This window comes from Pseudomonas cannabina (genome assembly GCF_900100365.1).
Taxonomy (GTDB): domain Bacteria; phylum Pseudomonadota; class Gammaproteobacteria; order Pseudomonadales; family Pseudomonadaceae; genus Aquipseudomonas; species Aquipseudomonas cannabina.
On the sequence record NZ_FNKU01000003.1, the window covers coordinates 78844 to 96711 of the forward strand.

Sequence of the window (17868 nt, forward strand, 5' to 3'; positions counted from 1 at the left end):
CCTGCAACGCTCTGGAGGCCTTGATTTATCTGGGGGGCAACAGCTGGGTTTTAGAATAAATCAGCGTCTCCTTAGCAAGCCGCACGGTCTGTCTCATTGACCAGAATGGGAGAATGATGCGCAGCGCTATTGAAGCCGCCTGCCTCGATTTGGATGGCTGTTGTTCCGTCATCAGTTGCTGCCTCCCATGTGGCCCGATACAGCGCGATATTTTTGGCTCAATATGGGCTCAAACTCTGAACGTGCGCCGCTTGCGAGATTTAATCCGTTGATCACGTTCCCGCGCTGGACGTCGTTACGCAGCTCAAGCAGCAACCAATTGGTCTGGGACTGCACGCGGATTTGCTCACGGAGCAGGTTGTCCCCTTCCATGTTTTGCAAGTCTGCCTGGTACTCGGTATTGGCATACCGGCGTCCAACCTCAAACGATTCAAATTCCCTGGCCGACATCGTGCCTGTCGCTTTTGCTTGAGGTGACGCAGTTTTGGCGTAGTAGGCCTGGGCCGAGGACGACTTGAGTGTGTCTACCAGCAAATCCTTGGTCGCTGGGTTGGGTTGGCTATCAGCAACGAGCTGGTCCTGCGGATCCGTAGCAGCCGAAAGGATCGAGTTGTACTGATTCATGAGCCCGATGTACTGCGAGCCGGCTTCGCTTTCAGCTTCGCCCTTGCGCAGCTGACTGCCGATCGATCTCCGCGCTGAGTTTTGGGTGTACATCTGCGCTGCGTCAGTCTGCTCTTGGGAGAAGGTGAGATCTGCACTCTTACCATTAGGACCGGCGCCGATCATTACGGAATCAAGACGCTTGTCAGCCCCGGGCATTGTTGTTGAAACACTCGGGCACGCGCTGGCACCGCCGTACGCGGCATAGTCATCTGTGTCGCAGTAATCAGCGTGAATGCTTGCAGAACGCATGGAATCGACCTCGCTGGGCGCGGCCGGCGAAGTCAATGCTTGAGCAATTTTGCGGTTTTCGGTTTTGCCGCCGCCTCCAGACCTCATGGTTGTTTTTATTGCAGCAACACCAGCTTTGACGTCGATTGCGCCTCCGGAAGCTGATTCACTGCAAATTGCGTTGGAGACGTAGTACCGCTGACGTGCGTCCTCATAGCGTCGATTCTTTTCCTGAGTCGCTGCGAATTCCCGATCCACGCGAGCCGCGGTTTCGACTGTGTTTGCGACTTTGCTACTGCCTTGAGTCACAGCGGTACCGACTTGGTACAGCATTGCATTCACTGACGTGGCCATCGCCCCTACTGCAGCAGTTGTCGCGTTCACAGCAAATGTGATGCTGAGGTTGGCTGTTTCCACAGCACCAACCACGCAACCGTCGCAAATCGCGTAAGCTGGCTTAGAGGCGAACATTCCAACCGTCAGCATTGCAAGTGCAAGGGGGGAAAACTTGAGTACGTTCATTAAATATTTGCTCCTGCTTTGCGGCTTGCCCAGTACTCGGCGGTCATCTCGTCAGCGAGGTTCATGACAACAGACTTCGCTTGTTCTGCGCCCGCCTTCAGCTCCAGCTGCTCGATGTAGGTTTTCGCGGTACCGAGGGGGAATCTAGCGGCGAGAACCCTACGTGCCGTCATTGAGCCCAGTCGGCTGTACAGCGCTGTTCGCAGCGAAACGTCCTGTTGGGTTGTCGAAAAAGCCCACAACTCCAACGCACCCGTGGTGTTCGTGAGGATCTGCGTGATGGTGCCCTGGTTGGTTTTGAAGATGGCGAGCATGTTCGCGCCTTCTTCAGTTGGCCCGACGCATTTACGGTGAAGCTCGCTGATGGTCTGGTCGGACACCTGAAAGGAATCACGAAGAACCTTCTCATCACTACGGTTGCCGCCGCGCAGAACGTATACCGACGTTGATGCGTCCAAAAGCGGTTGAGGGAAGTCATTCATGAACTGCGAGATCGCGATAATTCGGATGCCCCATTTACGACCTTCACGTCCATCTTTAATAACTGTTTGAACCGGCGCTTCAAGGCCGTCGGTGTTGTGCCATTCATCATAGGCGATAATCTTTTGTTGCGAGGCCACATCGTCTGCACGTTTGATGTGATATTCCGCATACAGCTCAGGAACGACTTTCACCAACTCTTCTTTACGCAGAAAGTAATTTTTGGCAGCTAACTGTCGAGCAAAAAGATACATGCATGAGGTCTTAATAGCCCCTTCAGCAGTTTTGGAACCGATGACGTCATTAAGATCTATAGAAATAACACGCGTTGTTGCATCAAGGTCAAAACGGGTACGCCCGGAAAACAAAGCGAAACTGGTGGTAGCTACCACAAAGCAACGCGACATATAGTTAAGCAAAGGCTCATGACTTTTAGTTTGGATAGATCCAAACATCTGTCGAATACTTTCGTTATTCAGCATTGCGTTGAAATCAGACAGCACCGGTGAAGCTTGGCGCTGGGCAATTGTTGCCTCTTGAATATAGCCAGCAGCGAACAGCATGTCGGTCACTTCGTACCAGGTAGCAGTGGACCACCATTTCTCGTCATGCTCAGCCAGAATACCGGTTTCTAAAAGTATCTTGTCTACCAACGGAACGACTTCAGGTTCGTATTGGTTTGCCCCGTTTTCGGCCCTGTCATCGTAAACCAGCGTCAGTAGACGCTCGTTGACACGTGAAACTTCTGCAGGAGCGCGGCCGATATCGGTATCGGTACAAAGCAGGTTCAGAAAATCGACGAGGAATTCGCGCTCACGAGTAGTGGGTTCGCGAGCACCGAGCTGCGTGTCAAAGGGGTTAACTGCGTAATCAACGCTGTTCTGCAGCTTGAGGTACACAGCTTCATTTTTGCGATGGTCAGGAAGTGAGTCTCTAATGACCTGGATCAGTCCGGATGAAGACGGACCAACGTCCACAATGGTCATCAGCGGCAATTGAATCGCACCCGGCCGATGGATCGCGGCATTGTTCATGGTGTTTACAGTTACAGATTTACCAGAACCAGGTATGCCTGAAAACAGCTCGATCCAAGTGTCTTGGATACTGCTGCCCAAACCTACAGGAAAAATCTTGCCCTCAGGCGTCCTGAGTATCCATGAGCCAGTTTCAGCCCACGGGGTTGCAGGTCGTTGCAGGGGAAGCATAGCTAAGGCATCTTGAAGTGGAGGCAGCAACCTGTTCGCTGTGTTCTTGGTAGTGAATGCAGGGATGGTTGAAGCAAGGCCTGCCATCGGATCGCCGTGGTTCTGGTTTACCTGACATGTGCCCCACGATTGAAGAGACTTCTCCAAGGAGGACATGCGCTGCTTAACGGTGTCTTTGTCTTCTGCCCACGTCGAAGCAGACACTTTCATTGAAAGGACGGCTTCCTCCTTTTGAAGACTTTCCAATTCAGAAAAGGATTCACGGATCGAGCGGTTACTTGGCAAAAGGCCTACAAACCCTGCAACCATGCGACGCATACGTACTTCATTAAGCCCGCAAGGATTCAGGTCAAAGCGAATTCGCCATGGAACCACCTGATCGACCGCACCGAACAGTTCTTTAAATGGAAGCGGATCCTGTGGACCCAATTCCATACCGAAGGACCCGTGCCAGAGTCTGTCGGTACGAATGTAGTTTCCATCCGGTTCGACATTATTGCTGCAAATCTGATAGCTCAAACGTGGAGCCACGAGATCCGAATAATCGTCAGCGTGCTCAGGCCCACTCGGCATGTGACGATCACCAGGTAGGGAAGGACGGAATTTCTGGGAAGTACCTTCGCGGTTAATCATGATTCTGACGCGCTTCACTGCCTCGTGCGCAGTTAGAGGCTTCATCATGATCCCTTTTTGGCCGTCGACACCGCAGTTTGCAAAATCATCCTGCAAACGCTTGACCATAGTGTCGTGTCGATATTTCAAGGCAGATAAAGCGAATGCAGGATTTTGACCGAACTGCGTCCGTGGAACGTTGTGCTTTGCCAAACTCTTGGTAAGTGTATTCATCTCACGCTTTTGTTCTTCTGAACTCATAGCGCTAAGGTGAGTGTACACAACGAGAATGTTCTGCTCCCAGGAACACAGAGGGTAATTACGCAACACTCGGTCTAGAATGATGTCCTCAGTTTCGAGACCAATACGTCGAGCTGTATTGAGTAATGGCTCCGCAAGGCGCATTAACTCGTCTTTAGGGAGGCGCTGCAAAAATAGCCAACTGTCCCCACCCTTGGCACACTAAGTTCCTTCAACAGCCTCCCTCTCCGTGAGCGTTACGCGCGTGCAGAAGACCTTCTCCGAACTCGAATATACCGGCAAGAAAAAGCAGACTCGCCGAGATCGCTTCCTGGCTGACCTTGAACAGTTGGTGCCCTGGGCCCTGCTGGAGGCGCAAGTGGCGCCGTTTTATAGCAACACCGCAGGCAAGCGCGGACGCCCTGCGATAGGGGTGTCGCGCATGTTGCGCATGTACGTCGTGCAGCAGTGTTTCGGTTTCTCCGATGAAGGTTGCGAAGATGCCGTCTACGACAGCCAGGCCATCCGCGGTTTTATGGGTATCGACCTGGGTCGCGAGTCTGCACCGGATGCCACCACCTTGCTGCGTTTTCGCCGCTTGCTGGAAGTCCATCAGCTAACCCGGCTGCTGTTTGAAACGATTAACCAGCATCTGGCCAGCCGGGGGCTGCTGCTCAAGGAAGGCACTATCGTCGACGCTACTCTGATCGCCGCGCCGCCCTCGGTCAAGAACCGAGAAGGCAAGCGTGATCCTGAGATGCATCAGGCCAGGAAAGGCAATCAATGGCACTTTGGGATGAAGGCCCACATTGGTGTAGACGCCACGTCGGGGCTGGTGCACAGCGTAGTAGGGACGGCCGCTAACGTGGCGGATGTCACCCAGGTTGGCCAGTTGCTTCACGGTGACGAAACCTATGTTTCGGGTGACGCTGGATACACCGGTGCGGCCAAGCGACCGGAGCATGCTGAACGGGACGTTATCTGGTCGATTGCAGAACGGCCAAGCAGTTACAAGCAGCACGGCGAAGGCAGCGTGCTGTATCGGGTCAAGCGCAAAATTGAATATGCCAAGGCGCAACTGCGTGCCAAGGTCGAGCACCCCTTCCAGGTAATCAAGGTGCGCTTCAATCATCGCAAGGTTCGCTACCGTGGGCTGGAAAAGAATACAGCGCAGTTGTTCAGTTTGTTTGGGTTGGCCAATCTGATGCTGGCCAAGCGGTATTTACAACAGACGGCAGGATAAATCCGTCTGAAAGGCGGGACTGGCCCGCCTTTCAGCAAAATGAGGGCAGAAATCTGCTCGAGAAACGTAAAATAAGGCCGGCAGGTTGAAAAAAACCGGCTTGGAAATGGGGACGGTGCGAACGGGTTAATTGTTCAGCGTCTCCTTAGCGCGCTCGGGATCACGCTCAAAGGAGAATGTCAGCGAATGACCATAACGTTTCATGTATCCAGTCATGCGTACTCGCAATGATTCAATCATTGCTGCAAACTCGGCCTCCGAAAGCATCTGAAATGTGCCTTGCAGGTCAAAAACGGTCAGGAGTGAATATCCATTGTTGACCAAAGTGTACGGGTCCTTCAGATCTGGAGAACGCCGAATGTCTTCATCGGTCACACCTACTGCGGTCATCAGTTCGCAGTAGCTTGTCATGTCTTTATTAATTAGATGTCGTGCCAGGTACTCAATCGCACCTTCAACTGCATCTACGCATTTCTCCAGAACTCCCATACCCTTCCCCTCAGCTTGGCGCATTCATTATGTTGTGATGCACATTTGGCCAAGATGCTGTAGGTGAAGATTTGTAAGCATCTTGAGCCCATTGTTTTGCGTTTGCGCTGTAGGTACCAGGGTTGAATATCACCGCAAGATCTCTAAATACAACGGCATGAACATCAGCACCAACACCCTCCATTTTCACTAATGCGCTAGCGAATACACTTGGTTCAAATGTGCCCCAAGCTGCTTCTGTATATTGTCTGTGCGAAGCGAGCCAATTCAACAATTTCTTAGCATCAGCTTTAGTCGATTCGTCGCCTGTTTCCAAGGCTACTAAGATGCATCGCTGTAGATTGTTAACATCCTGCGCAACGAGTCCAGGAAGGTATCCTATAAAAGCGTTCCCCTCCCCCAATTCCCCAAGATGCTGCCATCCGTGACACAAAGAGTCTACAGCCCGCAAATTGTCCTTTCGTACGTCCTGGTGGTTGTGGTTAACGTTATGAATTTCCAGACTTTGCGACGGAAAACCACAGAAGAAGCACCGATGTTTGCTATCGCGTAGAACTTCAGTGCGCAATTCGAGGCTCAACGTTTTTTTACTAGGCTCAATAGCGTTCGGCTCTTTATCACCCCAAACCTTTGCCTTAGTCGACAAGCTCATACCGGGTAGTGCCGGACGTTCGAAATTACGGCCGAGCGTAACATCGGGGACTACCATGTCTGGCTGGATATCTGCGCTGCTCATTAAACCTCCAAGGCAGTCTTTAAGACTGCCTGTTCTTGCAAGTTGTTAACCAGGTACAACGCCCTGCTGGCCAGCAGCGATACCGACAGTTTCACCAGCAGTAGTCATCATGAAACCAGTTGCGCCGAGAGCGGCCCCACCTAAAAGTGGACCCCAGATTTGAGTGCCGGTGATTCGGCTGTTCTCGCCTTGTTGGGTTTTTTTCCACATGTTCATGCCACCCCAGCCAGCACCGCCAAACCCCAATACGGCAAAGAGTTTTCCGAAACTTTCCTTCAGTGAATCGCCCTGTTCCGCTGCCGTGTTCCCCATGTCTGCAAAGCCTGCTGCATGAGCTTGAGCGACAAACATGGTTCCCATGGTAATGCCGGCGCTTGCCAACATAATGCGACGCTGTACTGGGTGCTGACTGTATTCGTCAGTTTTAGTGATCAGGTGTACGTGGGCTTTACGTACAACATCACCAACTACTGCGAAAGGTTTAATTTTCATAGCAACGCTCCGTTTTGACTTACCAGTAAAGTTTGAATGTTTCTTGAAACGCATCAATCATCTTGTCTACGTGAACCAGTCCAGCACCTGCAATCATGTGAGTTAAGGAGACGCTGATTTATTCTAAAGCCCAGCTGTTGCCCCCAGATAAATCAAGGCCTCCAGAGCGTTGCAGGGACGAAAAATCGAATAAATCAGCGCCTCCTTAAAGCACGCCATATTAGATCATCTGCTCCGTTGGAAGACTCTCCATCAATGCTTGCCTTCTTTAGTAGCAGTAATCCCTTAAAGCAGAAAAATCCACCAGCAAGACTCGCGAGTGTCAGAACAGCATTTACAGCTTCTTTGAACTTACCGAACTGGTCCGCTCCGCTCCAGGAAATTGCTCCGTAGCTCGCCTGACCGCTGGAAAAGGTCGTCCAGACTGTTCCGATTGTTCCCGAAAGGTTAAAGAGTAAAGCCCCGATGATCAGCACCATCACTGTGCCGCCAGCGGACATTGGGCGTCGGCCTGGTTGAATACTGGCGAGCTGCATCCTGCGAAGCACTGTCCCTGCGTACACGAAGCCAACCAATGCTCCGAGGCTCCACAGTAGGCCCCACATAACTACGGTCAGCGAATTAGCTGCCGCAATAATCATGCTCGCGAGATCCATACCCTACTCCCTAGCGGATCACGCCGAGGTTTGTGACAACCTGGCGGGATACCGGGTCTATGCGAAGAACGCGGATACCGTCAAAGGCATCACCTACCTGAACAACTATTGTTCGTTGGTCATGTGCCAACCAAGCTTGATCGGTATAAATGGTATTGATGCTATATCCAGTCAGAGCCTTGGAAGTTGTGACGGCGGGTACGGCAGGCTGGTTTCGCGTCGCCTGGATTCTCTCCTTTGTCTTGGAAGTATTGTCAGTCGGCCGTGATTCCAGCATTGCGATTTTCGCCTGAAGCTCAGGAACCTGGCTCTGCAGCTCACGAACCTGGCTCTGCAGCTCGGAGGTGATTTTAGAAAATGTTTCCAATTGGCCTTGAACCTGAATCAGCTCAACCTGTTGGCTGACTGGCGGAATTGTGTTCGCAGGTTCCTCAACCGGTTGGACCGGTTTTTGCCGTTCATACGCCCCGTAATCAGCTTTTGTGTTTTGGGCCCCAAACTGTTGCCCTTGCGTGACCGTAGAGTTCGAGCGGAACAGCTTAGGTGCGAAGATCCAGACCGCTGCTATAAGTGCAAGCACAACAAAGAAGTGCCATGGCTTCACTTTTTCTACAAACGAATTCTGGTTCCTTTTTTGCAAAGGCTCCTGCTCCTGTTTCGAATCCGGCTCTGGTTGAGCAACGCCTGCTTTTGGGGCCGGTGATGCAAATACATCAATATCGGCCGCTGTCTGTGTCGTCATGTTGGCATCCTTTCAGCGCTGACTCAGTAGCGAGTCGAGTTCATTGTGTTGGGTTGGCCAAGGCCAGGTGTAAAGCCCGGATACCCGCTGCTCATACCTTCTTGATCACCGCTACCAGTTGCGCTAGGTGACAAGCGATATTGTTGCTTTGGCTGTCCTGCAGGTTGACTAAGGGTATTCAACTCTTCTTTCTGATTTGCTTGAATGGCATTTTTGTCCAGGGCATCACTAGCCATCACAGGGCCAATAAACTGGATACCGATAGTCGAGCCCAAAGGTCTAATAACTTGCTTTTGAGGCATGTTTGCGCCGTCATTTGCGAGAACCTTGCCTGCCTGCTGGCCAATACCACCCGCAAAGGTTCCGGCTACTGCTGCACCGTTCGGAGTTTCTGGATAGGTCGAAATGACAGCACCTTGGCTGGTGATAATATTTTGGGCGCTTCCTTGCTCATAAAGTTGACCTGTCTTGCCGATTGCTATAGCAAGTGCTGGGAGGATAATTCTTTCGAAGTATCGATTGTTTACTTCGCCGGAGAGTGCGGTTCTCATGCTGTCTGGATCAACGGCTTTTGCGCTAATTTTGTATGAGTGACCCTTCCACTCCATGTAGCTAAACGTCATGTCTACCGTTTCGTTTATACGTTTGTAGCCCATGGCGAAACATACTGCACCTGCGAATGGCCCGGTTGCGATCTCCGCACGTACCATCGAGTTTTCGTCAGTGTCGATCTCAGTCTTGAGAATAGACGGGGCAAGGGTAAACCCTGGTACTACCACTACGTCGGGCTCTTTTTGACTCGCGGCCCCATTTGCTCCGCGTTGATTGCTTGCAACCGAGCCACCAGCACCGGCCATAGATGCTGGCATGATTGATTGAGCATAAGCAGATGGCGTAAGAGTGGCGTCTTCGCTCGACTTACCCAACCCGTGGGGCTTCTCTCCCCAAGCGGACATTAAGCCTTTTACCTGTTCTGCGATTTGCTTGTCGTACTCTTTGTTCCGAGTAACGACTTGTTGAGGTTGCTGGGGTTGCTGGTAATAGTAATTTACCTGCTGAGGTTGCTGCTGCTGTCCTGAACCGGACGAGGCAGGTTTAACAGACTGTGCTGACATTACAGACATGTACGAACCACCGTTTGATTCGGCTTGTTCCGCGTTCGCCTGGTTATATCTATTAAGTACCTGTCTGTATTGTTCGCTTTCTTCTGTTTTAGTGCCTTTTGCGTCCGTGGTGATACCCCGAACGGAAGAGTTACTTGTATTGTGATTTTGCAGCCATGTATACGCCAGATAGCCGCCACCAATGAGCACGACAGCTACTACGGCTACGATAACTTTGGTTTGGCGACCAATATCAGCTTGAGTACTCATATGGACCTCAGTTGATGTCTAGTTGGAGGGTAACTGACTGGCCCATTTGAGACAGGGTTACGAACGGAGTTGCTGGAAGCCGATAAACTTTGGTTCCATCTCCTGAGGACAGACTTTGATCAAACGCTGTTTGAATATCTTGCTGCGTGCGCACGAAGATGTCGCCGTTGTATTGCCATACTTGTGTGTGCGTTGGCACTTCCCCATGCGCCACCACCGCTCGGGCATCCTTGGGTGGGATTCCGTCTAGAAAGGCTTGAAGGGTGTCGTCATTTATGTGGAATGGAAAATTATTCTCCCAGTCTTCCGTTCCTTGACGAGATTACTACGTCCACACTACCGGAACGCGTCTTGAAGCAGGCACCCTCCGCCGATACCTGAGCCGCTCCGTGCACAGCCTGATAGGTGTCGTGACAAATGCGGTGGGTGTGACTCAGATTGATCAATCGCTACATGATAAGAGAACCTACCTTTTTACGCTGATCGCAGCTTTGCCATTGAGGCGCTGTCGACTATTTAAATATTTGGAAAGCATAATGGAACTCGATGGACACTGATGACCACTCATGCGCGGCACATGTAAAAGTAAAAGCGAATAGATAAGTCGGTGGTGGTGATCTGTCGGTTAAAAGCATGGCAAGCAACTCGCTCACCCACTGTAAAAATAAAATCAACTTAGATCCACGATGGAGAAAGTAAAATGAAAGCTCGCTCAAAGAAATCAGTAGGCATTGTTGCTTTGGCACTTTTAATGGGCAAGGTGTATGCCGCTCCTACTCCTGCCGCGTGCCCGGATGTCAGCGTCATCAAACAACATCAGGAAGGGCAAGGTTTTGTGTATACGGCACCAGCCCCAAACAACCAACAATGGAGAGGCGAAAACCCGCGAGGCGATGCAAAGGACATAAATAGTATTGCTTTCAAAACTGCAAATATACGTAACCGAAGCGCGATCACAGGTAATGCATTTGTGGCGTGCGACTATGAGGGTAATAGCAGCGCAGGAATCAGGATGAGTCTTGAAACGCTCAAGGTAGCAACACCTGTGGGGAAAGCTTGGAACGGACTCAGTTGCAGTGAAAGCAACCCATCCCTCTGCACGTTTGAGTATTGATGTTTTTATAATATACATTTTACAAATAGCTATTCAGCTTAATGCAGGTAGCTTTTAGTAAAACTACAAAAACAGATCACAGCGCCCACGACTATCGGCTTTTTCCCCTCGATTTGACTGGGCGTTCTGCAGGGCCTGAACGTAAGACGTCCCCAGCCCCACTGGTCAACGTCGTCAGAATCAGCGTAGCCCAGAAGCATTCCACCTAACTTACTAAAGAGCGATCTTACCTGGCCCCATCAGCGGTGCTTTAGCGTAAGGGCCTCGGCCGGGTATCCGTACGTCCAAGCGAGCATCCACGATTCTGGACTTCTCCCCTTCACTGTCAGGTTCACCAGTCACGAGTTTTATGACAACAGGTGTCGTCGCACCCTGTAGAAACAGAGCGATGTTTCCAGATTCGTAGGAGGATGTCGTTGAGACCACAACTACGTGCGAACCCTGCATCCACTCTGCTGTGAAGATGTCATCTCTGGAGATCCGTGGTGTGATTGCCAAAGGCCAAGGTGCGCCTGTTGAGTCGAGAATAACCAAGTTCGAAATTTCACCAGGCATTACACGTAACACTGGAAGTGACGCGCCCGGGCTCAGGTCGACAGAAACGCTAGTGATTCTTGGGATGGCTCTGACGGGCTTATACGCTTTCGCCTTCCTCGTGTTCTCAAGGCTTCCCCGCATTTCGCGAATTTGTTCTGGAGCGAATGGAGCTACAACTTTCATAGCTTCATTAAAATCCGCTGAACCCTCTGGAGCGTCCAAGGGAGGCATGGGCGCAACACCATTTTGCTGCGGTTGAGGGGCAGCATTCTGCTGCGGTTGAGTTGGTGCCTGGCCCTGTGGCTGGCCACCTACTGCGTAGTTCGCAGCGCCGTAATTGGTTTGCGGAAATGCATTTTGCATCTGCGGATTTACATTTGCATTTGTTTGGCCAGGCTGCGCAGGAAAATTCGCGGGGGTTCCCGGGCCTTTCACTTGCACCCATTGTCCAGGAGCTGGAGGTGCTGGTTGCTGCCCCTGCCCCTGCCCCTGCCCCGGTTGCGGTTGCTGCATTGATTGTTGCTCGGCTCCAGGGAGCATTGCACCGCTTTGCGGAGCTTGAGCATCTTGCGCAAACGCTGTGTTGATTGCCAAGACAAGCATCGGCACTACAAGCTGAAATGGTTTCATATTGGTCCTCCCTTACCGGGGCTTGATGACGATGTTGTCAAGGGCCACGCCTACAAGTGAATCGAGTGTTGGAATCCGGGTTACAGTCACGAGAGCAATGAAGTTCTGAGCTGGTTGTTCAGTTACCTGCCCGGTCAGCTTTATCTCGATTGGAAGCTCTACCTTCCGAACCCAGATGTTGTCGACAAGCCGGTCACTAACGATCACGCCTGTACCTGCTGTGACAGTCATGTTCATGCGCTTGGTCTTGATCGAGTCCAGGTATCCGCCAGCTTGGAGCTGTTCCAGGAATTGCTTAAAGCCTTCGCGAGTCCAATCAGCACGAGCATCCTCCAGCTGGCCGCGGTACTGCTGAAAATTGATGGTCAGTGAGCGGTTGATCGCATCGCGAGCGAACTGGATTACGTCTGCTGATTTCAGGTATGGCTCTGAAAGTGGTACCAGACGAATCACGCGCGTCCCATCAGCTGCAAAATATTGACGATCTGGATGGACCGCGAACCAACCGAGCATTCCATTGAGTGCTATTGATGCAACGAGACCCCATGTCAAAACGATGTTGGACTTCGCAAGGGAGCCCGAAATGTTGCTGAGGCGCTTGCGGTCTTTTTTCTCCTGGACCATCGGGTCAATAGCGTCAACGTTCTGGTGCAACGTCTTCACGAGATTGAGTAATTCTTTCTCATATTCCGTGCGACCTTCTTCGTAGCCGGCGCCTGCTGCAGCTTCGCGCTGAACGTCCGATGTAGGCTCTCGCAATTCGGTCATTAAATCCCCTCCGTTTTCCGTATTCTAACCATGATGCGGAATCGGTCAATAGCTAATGTTCAATGTTGACAGCCTCAAATCATGGCTCGCGTTCATAACGGCCTTCTCAAGGTGACTACGATACGGAATTGCCACTGGTGGCACTTTGCCGGTAAAGCGCCGGTTTGGACATTCGTATATCACCGACGTTTCATTAGAGGAGTCGTATATCGCCGACATTTCTATACGCTGGTAGGCGACAAAGCCCCCGCGTAATAGGGGTTTGCTCGCGGGGAACCGGGGTATTAGGGGGGGAGTGGCTTGCCGATGCTCTGGAAGGGTGTTTTGAGGGGGGTTCGTACATCGGCGACAAAATTTATTTGCTTGTGGATAGACTCGTATATCGCCGACACCTCCCTTCGTATATCACCGACGCTTTTGTCGTATATCGGCGACGCCCCTTTCGTATATCGCCGACACACCGTCAACCCCAAGGTTAAGATCCACGCGGCCTGTAGCGATCATGAGGTATGCATAACACGCGCACGTTGCTTTACAGATTTAACAAAAAAAAAGATTTTATAACTAGGTGAAAAATGCTGGAGGCCACGTCGCACGCGGGTTCCAGAGGGTTGACGTAAGCTTTTGCAGGCTCTAGCCTTCGCCGGAATCTAGAACCACAGAAGTGTTTTTTAAGAGGCTTAACAGGGATATGTAGACCCCCTCCCCCTCTTTTCCGTGGATGCCGTTGGCCTCTAGAAACCAAACAAACCACTCTGAGGAGATCGGCCTTTCGGGCTGAAGAACAAGAGTACGAACAAGCATCCCGGCGAACGCCGGGCAAAAAAAAGAGCCTTCACGTCTCATCCTGGCAGATAGTCGACGTGAGGCTCACCGATTAGGTAGCTCGATTATGGACACCTGCGCCTTTGCGTGCAAGGTACACCGCGATTTTTATCGCGCTGAAATTCCCTTGTACCTCAGTACGGGTAATCTGCTTTGAATCAGGGTAAACCTGGTGCTCTGCAGACGCCTGTTGACCCACGTTTTTTTGTTGCTGATACCGCCCTCAACAGAGTCTTTGAGGAGGCTTCGTATCTGGCCAGATGCAGCGACAATAAAACTGCTATGCGAGTGCGTCCCCGCGAGCACGCAATTCGCTATCCCTACATGCAGGTAAATCGGGTAGATCGTGTCTCATGGCTCGTCTTTGATTTGGATCACGCTAACTCCCTCATTTGGGACGATGCAAATCTCCCGCCTCCGAACCTGATCGTTCGCAACCGTCATTCAGGCTCTAGCCACCTCTACTACGCGATCATTCCGGTGTGTACCTCGGATAGCGCCCGGGACAAGCCAATTCACTATATGAAAGCCATTTACAAGGCGTTCGTTGACCGGTTGAAAGCTGATCCTGAGTATCATGGTGGCCCCGTCGCTAAAACGCCGGGGCATCCCTGGTGGCATACCAGGGAATTACACAGCAACGTCTATGAGCTCGCCGATTTAGCAGAGTGCGTTGAGCTTGAACCGGTTACCCCGTGGGGCAAAGGGCCGGATCTGGATGCAGTGTCGCATTCTCGGCATTGCATGCTGTTCGAGAACCTCCGTTTTTTTGCATACAGCATTGTCAACAACGAGCGTGAGCATGGTAGCTACGACCATTTCATGCAGCGTCTTACCGCACATGCCCATAACAGCAATCAGTTTGGTGGTCGTGGTGCCTTCCGTGATGATTTGCCCCTGTCCTCGATCAGATCCACTGTCCGATCAGTCGGCCGCTGGACTTGGAATCGCTACACAGGTAACAGCAGATGTCATAGGGGCGTCATGGAGCTGGACAAATCCATTCCCCTCGCAGAGCGGCAAAAGCTCTCAGCAAAACGTACCCATGAAGTACGTCATAAAGCCACAGAATCCAAAATCCGCGCTGCGTGCCGTTCTCTGCATAGCCAGGCTAAACCTTTAGCGATCGCTACCATTGCCGCCCTATCAGGGATCACCAGGCAGACGGTGGCCAAGTACCGTCATGTCATTAACGAGACACGCTCGAATGTTGTTGTTGCGCTGCAACCGCCCCTCACGACGTCGACACCTGCAGCACCGAAAACACCAGGCTGGCCGAGCCAGGTCAGCAAATCAACATGTGTTAAGAATGGTGCCAATCAGATACCTGCTGGTGGGGTTTCGACCCCGCAGGGGGAGATGCACCCCGGCCTGCTTGTTTTGATCGATCCTTTGATTGTCTCAAGTGACAGTTCGTAACCATGACAGGGAGTGGTTAGGCACACTGAGCTTCCTGACCACCAGAAACATTCGTCTTTGTTAGCTCTGCGTATGTACGTACGTACGTACGTTTGATACCATGGTCCTATGAGTTTCGTCATGACGCTCACCTGGCGGCTACCAGGTCAATGTTCTAGGAGCAGGTATCATATGAACCAGTTACAAATGGGTTTGTTCTTTGATGAATCCAGTGTTGATATCGCTGTCAGCGAATCTGGATCTTGGAATTTCCCCTCTTTCAATGTCCGTGATTATCAATTGCTTGTGACCGAGGCGCGTGCACACATCTCTTCCGTACCACAGGAATTGATGGCCTTCTTTCTTCTCGGTGTTGAGGCTAGTGAGCAATCGCTGTCTCAAGCATCTACCGATGATCAGCGGCCTTCTCAGTGGCGCGCTGTTGCGCACTTTAATGACAGCATGTGGCTCGAATTGAACGCCGTGGCAAAAAGCTTTGAAGGTCCAGGTGCGGAATGCAAGGTTCGTACTGCACCTCGATCCAAGGTGATAGGCGTCTATGTGGAAGGTGTTGGTTCAATCATCGTTCACGGATGGTTGAGTACTGGTGATTGCCGCTACTGGGCCGAGTTTCTGCCTTGGCGTTCCTGCTTCTTCCGGCCCAGTTTTCGTGACGGCGTTTCTGTCATTCCTGAGGTGTATTGCAGGTGGGAAAATGCCGTGTCATGCATGCAGTTCTCCTCAGCCGGCGACAAGGTTCCGTCTGTACCCACAGTGAAGGTAAACGGCCGTGAGTATGTTGTTACCAGCGCGGTTTACAGTCGAGAATATCGTGAAGGCGAAGCATGGGCTTTCGTTCGACTTCGCGACTGGGCAGGATCGAGCTTCACCTATGACCAGAACATCAAAGAAATGGAGGCTGGAAGGAAGGAGCGTGGTGATCAGCGTGGTACTTTGGCTAAAATCCGCGGAGAAACCTGTGTGCTCTCCGAGATGGTCATTTTAGCGGATCACTCATCTTTGTAGATCCGAGGTAAAACAAAGCCCAGACGGCGGCTACCGATCTGGGCTTCTACCAGGGTGAACTCGTCTAGGAGCGTCTGGATTCTTCCATGATAGCGATTCCCCGACGACACCTCAACAGAGTGCGGCTGCACGGTCCGCCATTCAGTTCCCATGTAGACTGCAGTGATTCAGAGAAGAAGATTCAGCTATGAGTGATGAAGGCGAAAAGAAACCCAAACGTGGCCGTAAACCGAACCTGGTCCCTTACGTTCAGACGGACATGTTCCAGGCCAATATGGTTGAGTGGCCGGTGAAAGACGACCTGGCCAGTATGGAGTTTCCACTTTTCTCTTTGTCCACAATTCCTGATACCGCCATCCGCGAGTATCACCAGCCTGGTACCAACAAGCGCGTACGAATCATTCCTCCCGTAATCGGCGCCGCAACGGTTTTCGACAAAGATCTGCTGTTGTTTATCGGATCCCAAATTATCGAAGGTCGGAAAGCTGGTTTGCCGATTTCAAACACGGTCAAATTTGACTCTTATGATTTTCTCATCGGCACAGGTAGGGAGCCAGGAGGAAATGCTTACGTGAACATCCTGGACATGCTCCGGAGGCTCAAGGGTACGCAGATCGAGACAAACATTGTCACCGGTGGCGAGGAGCAAACCAAGGGTTTTGGCTGGATACATGACTACACCATCACCAAAAAGACCGGAAACGGCAAGGGTGTTCTTGAAGGTATCGTTCAGATATCAGATTGGATGTACAAAGCCCTCCTCCACTATGAGGTTTTGACGATTGACCGGCGCTATTTCGCGTTGAGGATGCCCCTGGAGCGTCGTTTGTATGAGCTTGCTCGCAAACACGTAGGCAACAAGCCAATTTGGAAGGCAGATATCGTCTTAATGCAGCAAAAATGCGGTTCTACGCAAGATCTGCGTTATTTCAGGGCTGATGTACGCAAGATCATCAAGCGTGACTCGTTACCTGATTACAGAATGGCATTGGATACGAGTTGTAAGCCTCATAAGATCGTGTTCTATACCAGGAACACCAAGCTTTTGTCCGATGAGCTGGTCGCCTCTGACAAAGCTGCTTGGTTTGAAACGCTGGAGCGATTTAAGCCCGCTTAGTCGTATATCGCCGACATTCAGGGGCTGCAGATGCAGCCTTTTTCTTTGCTTGTTGTTTACATACGTACGTACGTACGTATAATAAGCAGGCAGCTTAATCGAGCTGCACCCGGCGGCTACCGGGGAAGAATGAAGTCTAGGAGTCTGCAAATGAAGCGTATACCACTGCGATCTGTTGACCGTGATGACACCCAGCACCTGCAAGATGAAATTGAGAAACTTCAATCGGCTCAAAACGTCATGCTGGAAGCGAACCGGGCTTTGGAACTGGGTGATGAGCTAACCCTGATTCGTTTAGGGCTAGACCCTGCTCGAATCGCAGAGCTAGAGCAGCGTCACCTAGCAGGTAAAAAGGGGTTTCCGGACTATGTGATTCGCAATCTATCCCACACCATCCAGCAGCTGCAAGATTACCGTAGAGCATCTGGTCAGCACCGTTCCGACAAGGAAGAGCAAACTGAGTAGGCAGTCGTACTTTGTGTACGTACGTATGTATTTGCGTACGTGCGTACATGTATAATGGCTACTCGTGATCAGTCAATTTTGAGGAACATGTATGAAGGCTCAACCATCCGCTGCAACCCAAAAGGGTGAAGCCCCTACCCGATCCCATAAGACTATTAGCCTTCGTACAGATTTCAACGAACGCTTGCGCGACGAAGCTCATAAGCAAAAAACAACAGCTTCAGCGCTCATTGAAAAAGCCTTGGCTGAAATGTGGAAAATTGAACAATGATTTCTGGCCTATCGGTTTAGATTCAGTTGTATG

Annotated in this window: 18 protein-coding genes; 7 read left to right on the forward strand and 11 right to left on the reverse strand. The window is 51.3% G+C overall.

The annotated features are described in order from the left end of the window. Positions 1 to 171 precede the first annotated feature (171 nt). Both traW and BLT55_RS28775 read right to left on the reverse strand, forming a co-directional pair. Positions 172 to 1416 (reverse strand): conjugal transfer protein TraW, encoded by a 1245-nt coding sequence (gene traW / locus BLT55_RS28770; protein ID WP_074801790.1) that lies wholly within the window; start codon positions 1414 to 1416, stop codon positions 172 to 174. After that, a complete protein-coding gene (locus tag BLT55_RS28775) occupies positions 1416 to 3974 on the reverse strand; it encodes a conjugal transfer protein TraU (protein ID WP_167359987.1) in 2559 nt (852 codons plus the stop codon). The genes traW and BLT55_RS28775 overlap by 1 nt, the downstream gene beginning before the upstream one ends. Positions 3975 to 4218: 244 nt before the next feature. On the opposite strand from BLT55_RS28775, the gene BLT55_RS28780 reads away from it, so the two are divergent. Continuing rightward, a complete protein-coding gene (locus tag BLT55_RS28780; protein WP_007247761.1) occupies positions 4219 to 5196 on the forward strand; it encodes an IS5 family transposase in 978 nt (325 codons plus the stop codon). A 126-nt stretch (positions 5197 to 5322) separates the two neighbouring features. On the opposite strand, the gene BLT55_RS28785 is transcribed toward BLT55_RS28780, so the two are convergent. From BLT55_RS28785 to BLT55_RS28815, 7 genes are all read right to left on the reverse strand, one after another. Continuing rightward, the gene (locus BLT55_RS28785; RefSeq protein ID WP_150342856.1) at positions 5323 to 5685 is read right to left on the reverse strand and encodes a hypothetical protein; all 363 of its coding nucleotides are present in this window, start codon (positions 5683 to 5685) and stop codon (positions 5323 to 5325) included. Positions 5686 to 5695: 10 nt separating this feature from the next. Beyond that, the gene (locus BLT55_RS28790) at positions 5696 to 6421 is read right to left on the reverse strand and encodes an HNH endonuclease signature motif containing protein (RefSeq protein ID WP_074801796.1); all 726 of its coding nucleotides are present in this window, start codon (positions 6419 to 6421) and stop codon (positions 5696 to 5698) included. Positions 6422 to 6466: 45 nt separating this feature from the next. Continuing rightward, the gene (locus BLT55_RS28795; RefSeq protein WP_223862856.1) at positions 6467 to 6967 is read right to left on the reverse strand and encodes a DUF6750 family protein; all 501 of its coding nucleotides are present in this window, start codon (positions 6965 to 6967) and stop codon (positions 6467 to 6469) included. A 140-nt stretch (positions 6968 to 7107) separates the two neighbouring features. Further along, positions 7108 to 7569, reverse strand: a complete 462-nt coding sequence (gene traQ, locus BLT55_RS28800; RefSeq protein WP_223862857.1) for a conjugal transfer protein TraQ — start codon at positions 7567 to 7569, stop codon at positions 7108 to 7110. 10 nt (positions 7570 to 7579) lie between these two features. Next, the gene (locus BLT55_RS28805) at positions 7580 to 8311 is read right to left on the reverse strand and encodes a hypothetical protein (protein ID WP_055000540.1); all 732 of its coding nucleotides are present in this window, start codon (positions 8309 to 8311) and stop codon (positions 7580 to 7582) included. A gap of 23 nt (positions 8312 to 8334) precedes the next feature. Next, positions 8335 to 9684, reverse strand: a complete 1350-nt coding sequence (gene traO / locus BLT55_RS28810) for a conjugal transfer protein TraO (RefSeq protein WP_055000539.1) — start codon at positions 9682 to 9684, stop codon at positions 8335 to 8337. Positions 9685 to 9691: 7 nt separating this feature from the next. Further along, positions 9692 to 9961, reverse strand: coding sequence for a DotH/IcmK family type IV secretion protein (locus BLT55_RS28815; RefSeq protein ID WP_082438160.1), 270 nt, complete (start codon positions 9959 to 9961; stop codon positions 9692 to 9694). Between the two features lie 423 nt (positions 9962 to 10384). Here BLT55_RS28815 and BLT55_RS28820 point away from each other — a divergent pair, with 423 nt between their 5' ends. Continuing rightward, the gene (locus BLT55_RS28820; RefSeq protein ID WP_003348573.1) at positions 10385 to 10798 is read left to right on the forward strand and encodes a DUF3757 domain-containing protein; all 414 of its coding nucleotides are present in this window, start codon (positions 10385 to 10387) and stop codon (positions 10796 to 10798) included. A gap of 213 nt (positions 10799 to 11011) precedes the next feature. Here the strand turns inward: BLT55_RS28820 and BLT55_RS28825 are convergent, their stop codons facing one another. Continuing rightward, on the reverse strand, positions 11012 to 11965 hold the full coding sequence (locus tag BLT55_RS28825; protein WP_055001377.1) for a DotH/IcmK family type IV secretion protein: 954 nt from the start codon (positions 11963 to 11965) through the stop codon (positions 11012 to 11014). Between the two features lie 12 nt (positions 11966 to 11977). Then, complete coding sequence (locus BLT55_RS28830; RefSeq protein ID WP_055001376.1) at positions 11978 to 12733, reverse strand: DotI/IcmL family type IV secretion protein; 756 nt, start codon at positions 12731 to 12733, stop codon at positions 11978 to 11980. A gap of 978 nt (positions 12734 to 13711) precedes the next feature. On the opposite strand from BLT55_RS28830, the gene BLT55_RS28835 reads away from it, so the two are divergent. From BLT55_RS28835 to BLT55_RS33050, 5 genes are all read left to right on the forward strand, one after another. Continuing rightward, entirely contained in the window at positions 13712 to 14977 is a 1266-nt protein-coding gene (locus tag BLT55_RS28835) for a replication initiation protein (protein WP_074801808.1), read from the forward strand. 171 nt (positions 14978 to 15148) lie between these two features. Continuing rightward, positions 15149 to 15982 (forward strand): hypothetical protein, encoded by an 834-nt coding sequence (locus BLT55_RS28840; protein WP_055001374.1) that lies wholly within the window; start codon positions 15149 to 15151, stop codon positions 15980 to 15982. 187 nt (positions 15983 to 16169) lie between these two features. Continuing rightward, positions 16170 to 17099: a replication initiator protein A gene (locus BLT55_RS28845; protein ID WP_055001373.1), complete on the forward strand. Its 930-nt coding sequence runs from the start codon at positions 16170 to 16172 to the stop codon at positions 17097 to 17099. A gap of 150 nt (positions 17100 to 17249) precedes the next feature. Then, the gene (locus BLT55_RS28850) at positions 17250 to 17564 is read left to right on the forward strand and encodes a hypothetical protein (protein WP_004666716.1); all 315 of its coding nucleotides are present in this window, start codon (positions 17250 to 17252) and stop codon (positions 17562 to 17564) included. Between the two features lie 91 nt (positions 17565 to 17655). Then, positions 17656 to 17835 carry a hypothetical protein gene (locus BLT55_RS33050; RefSeq protein WP_139206493.1) on the forward strand — a complete coding sequence of 60 codons (180 nt, stop codon included), beginning with the start codon at positions 17656 to 17658 and terminating at the stop codon, positions 17833 to 17835. The last annotated feature ends 33 nt before the right edge of the window (positions 17836 to 17868 follow it).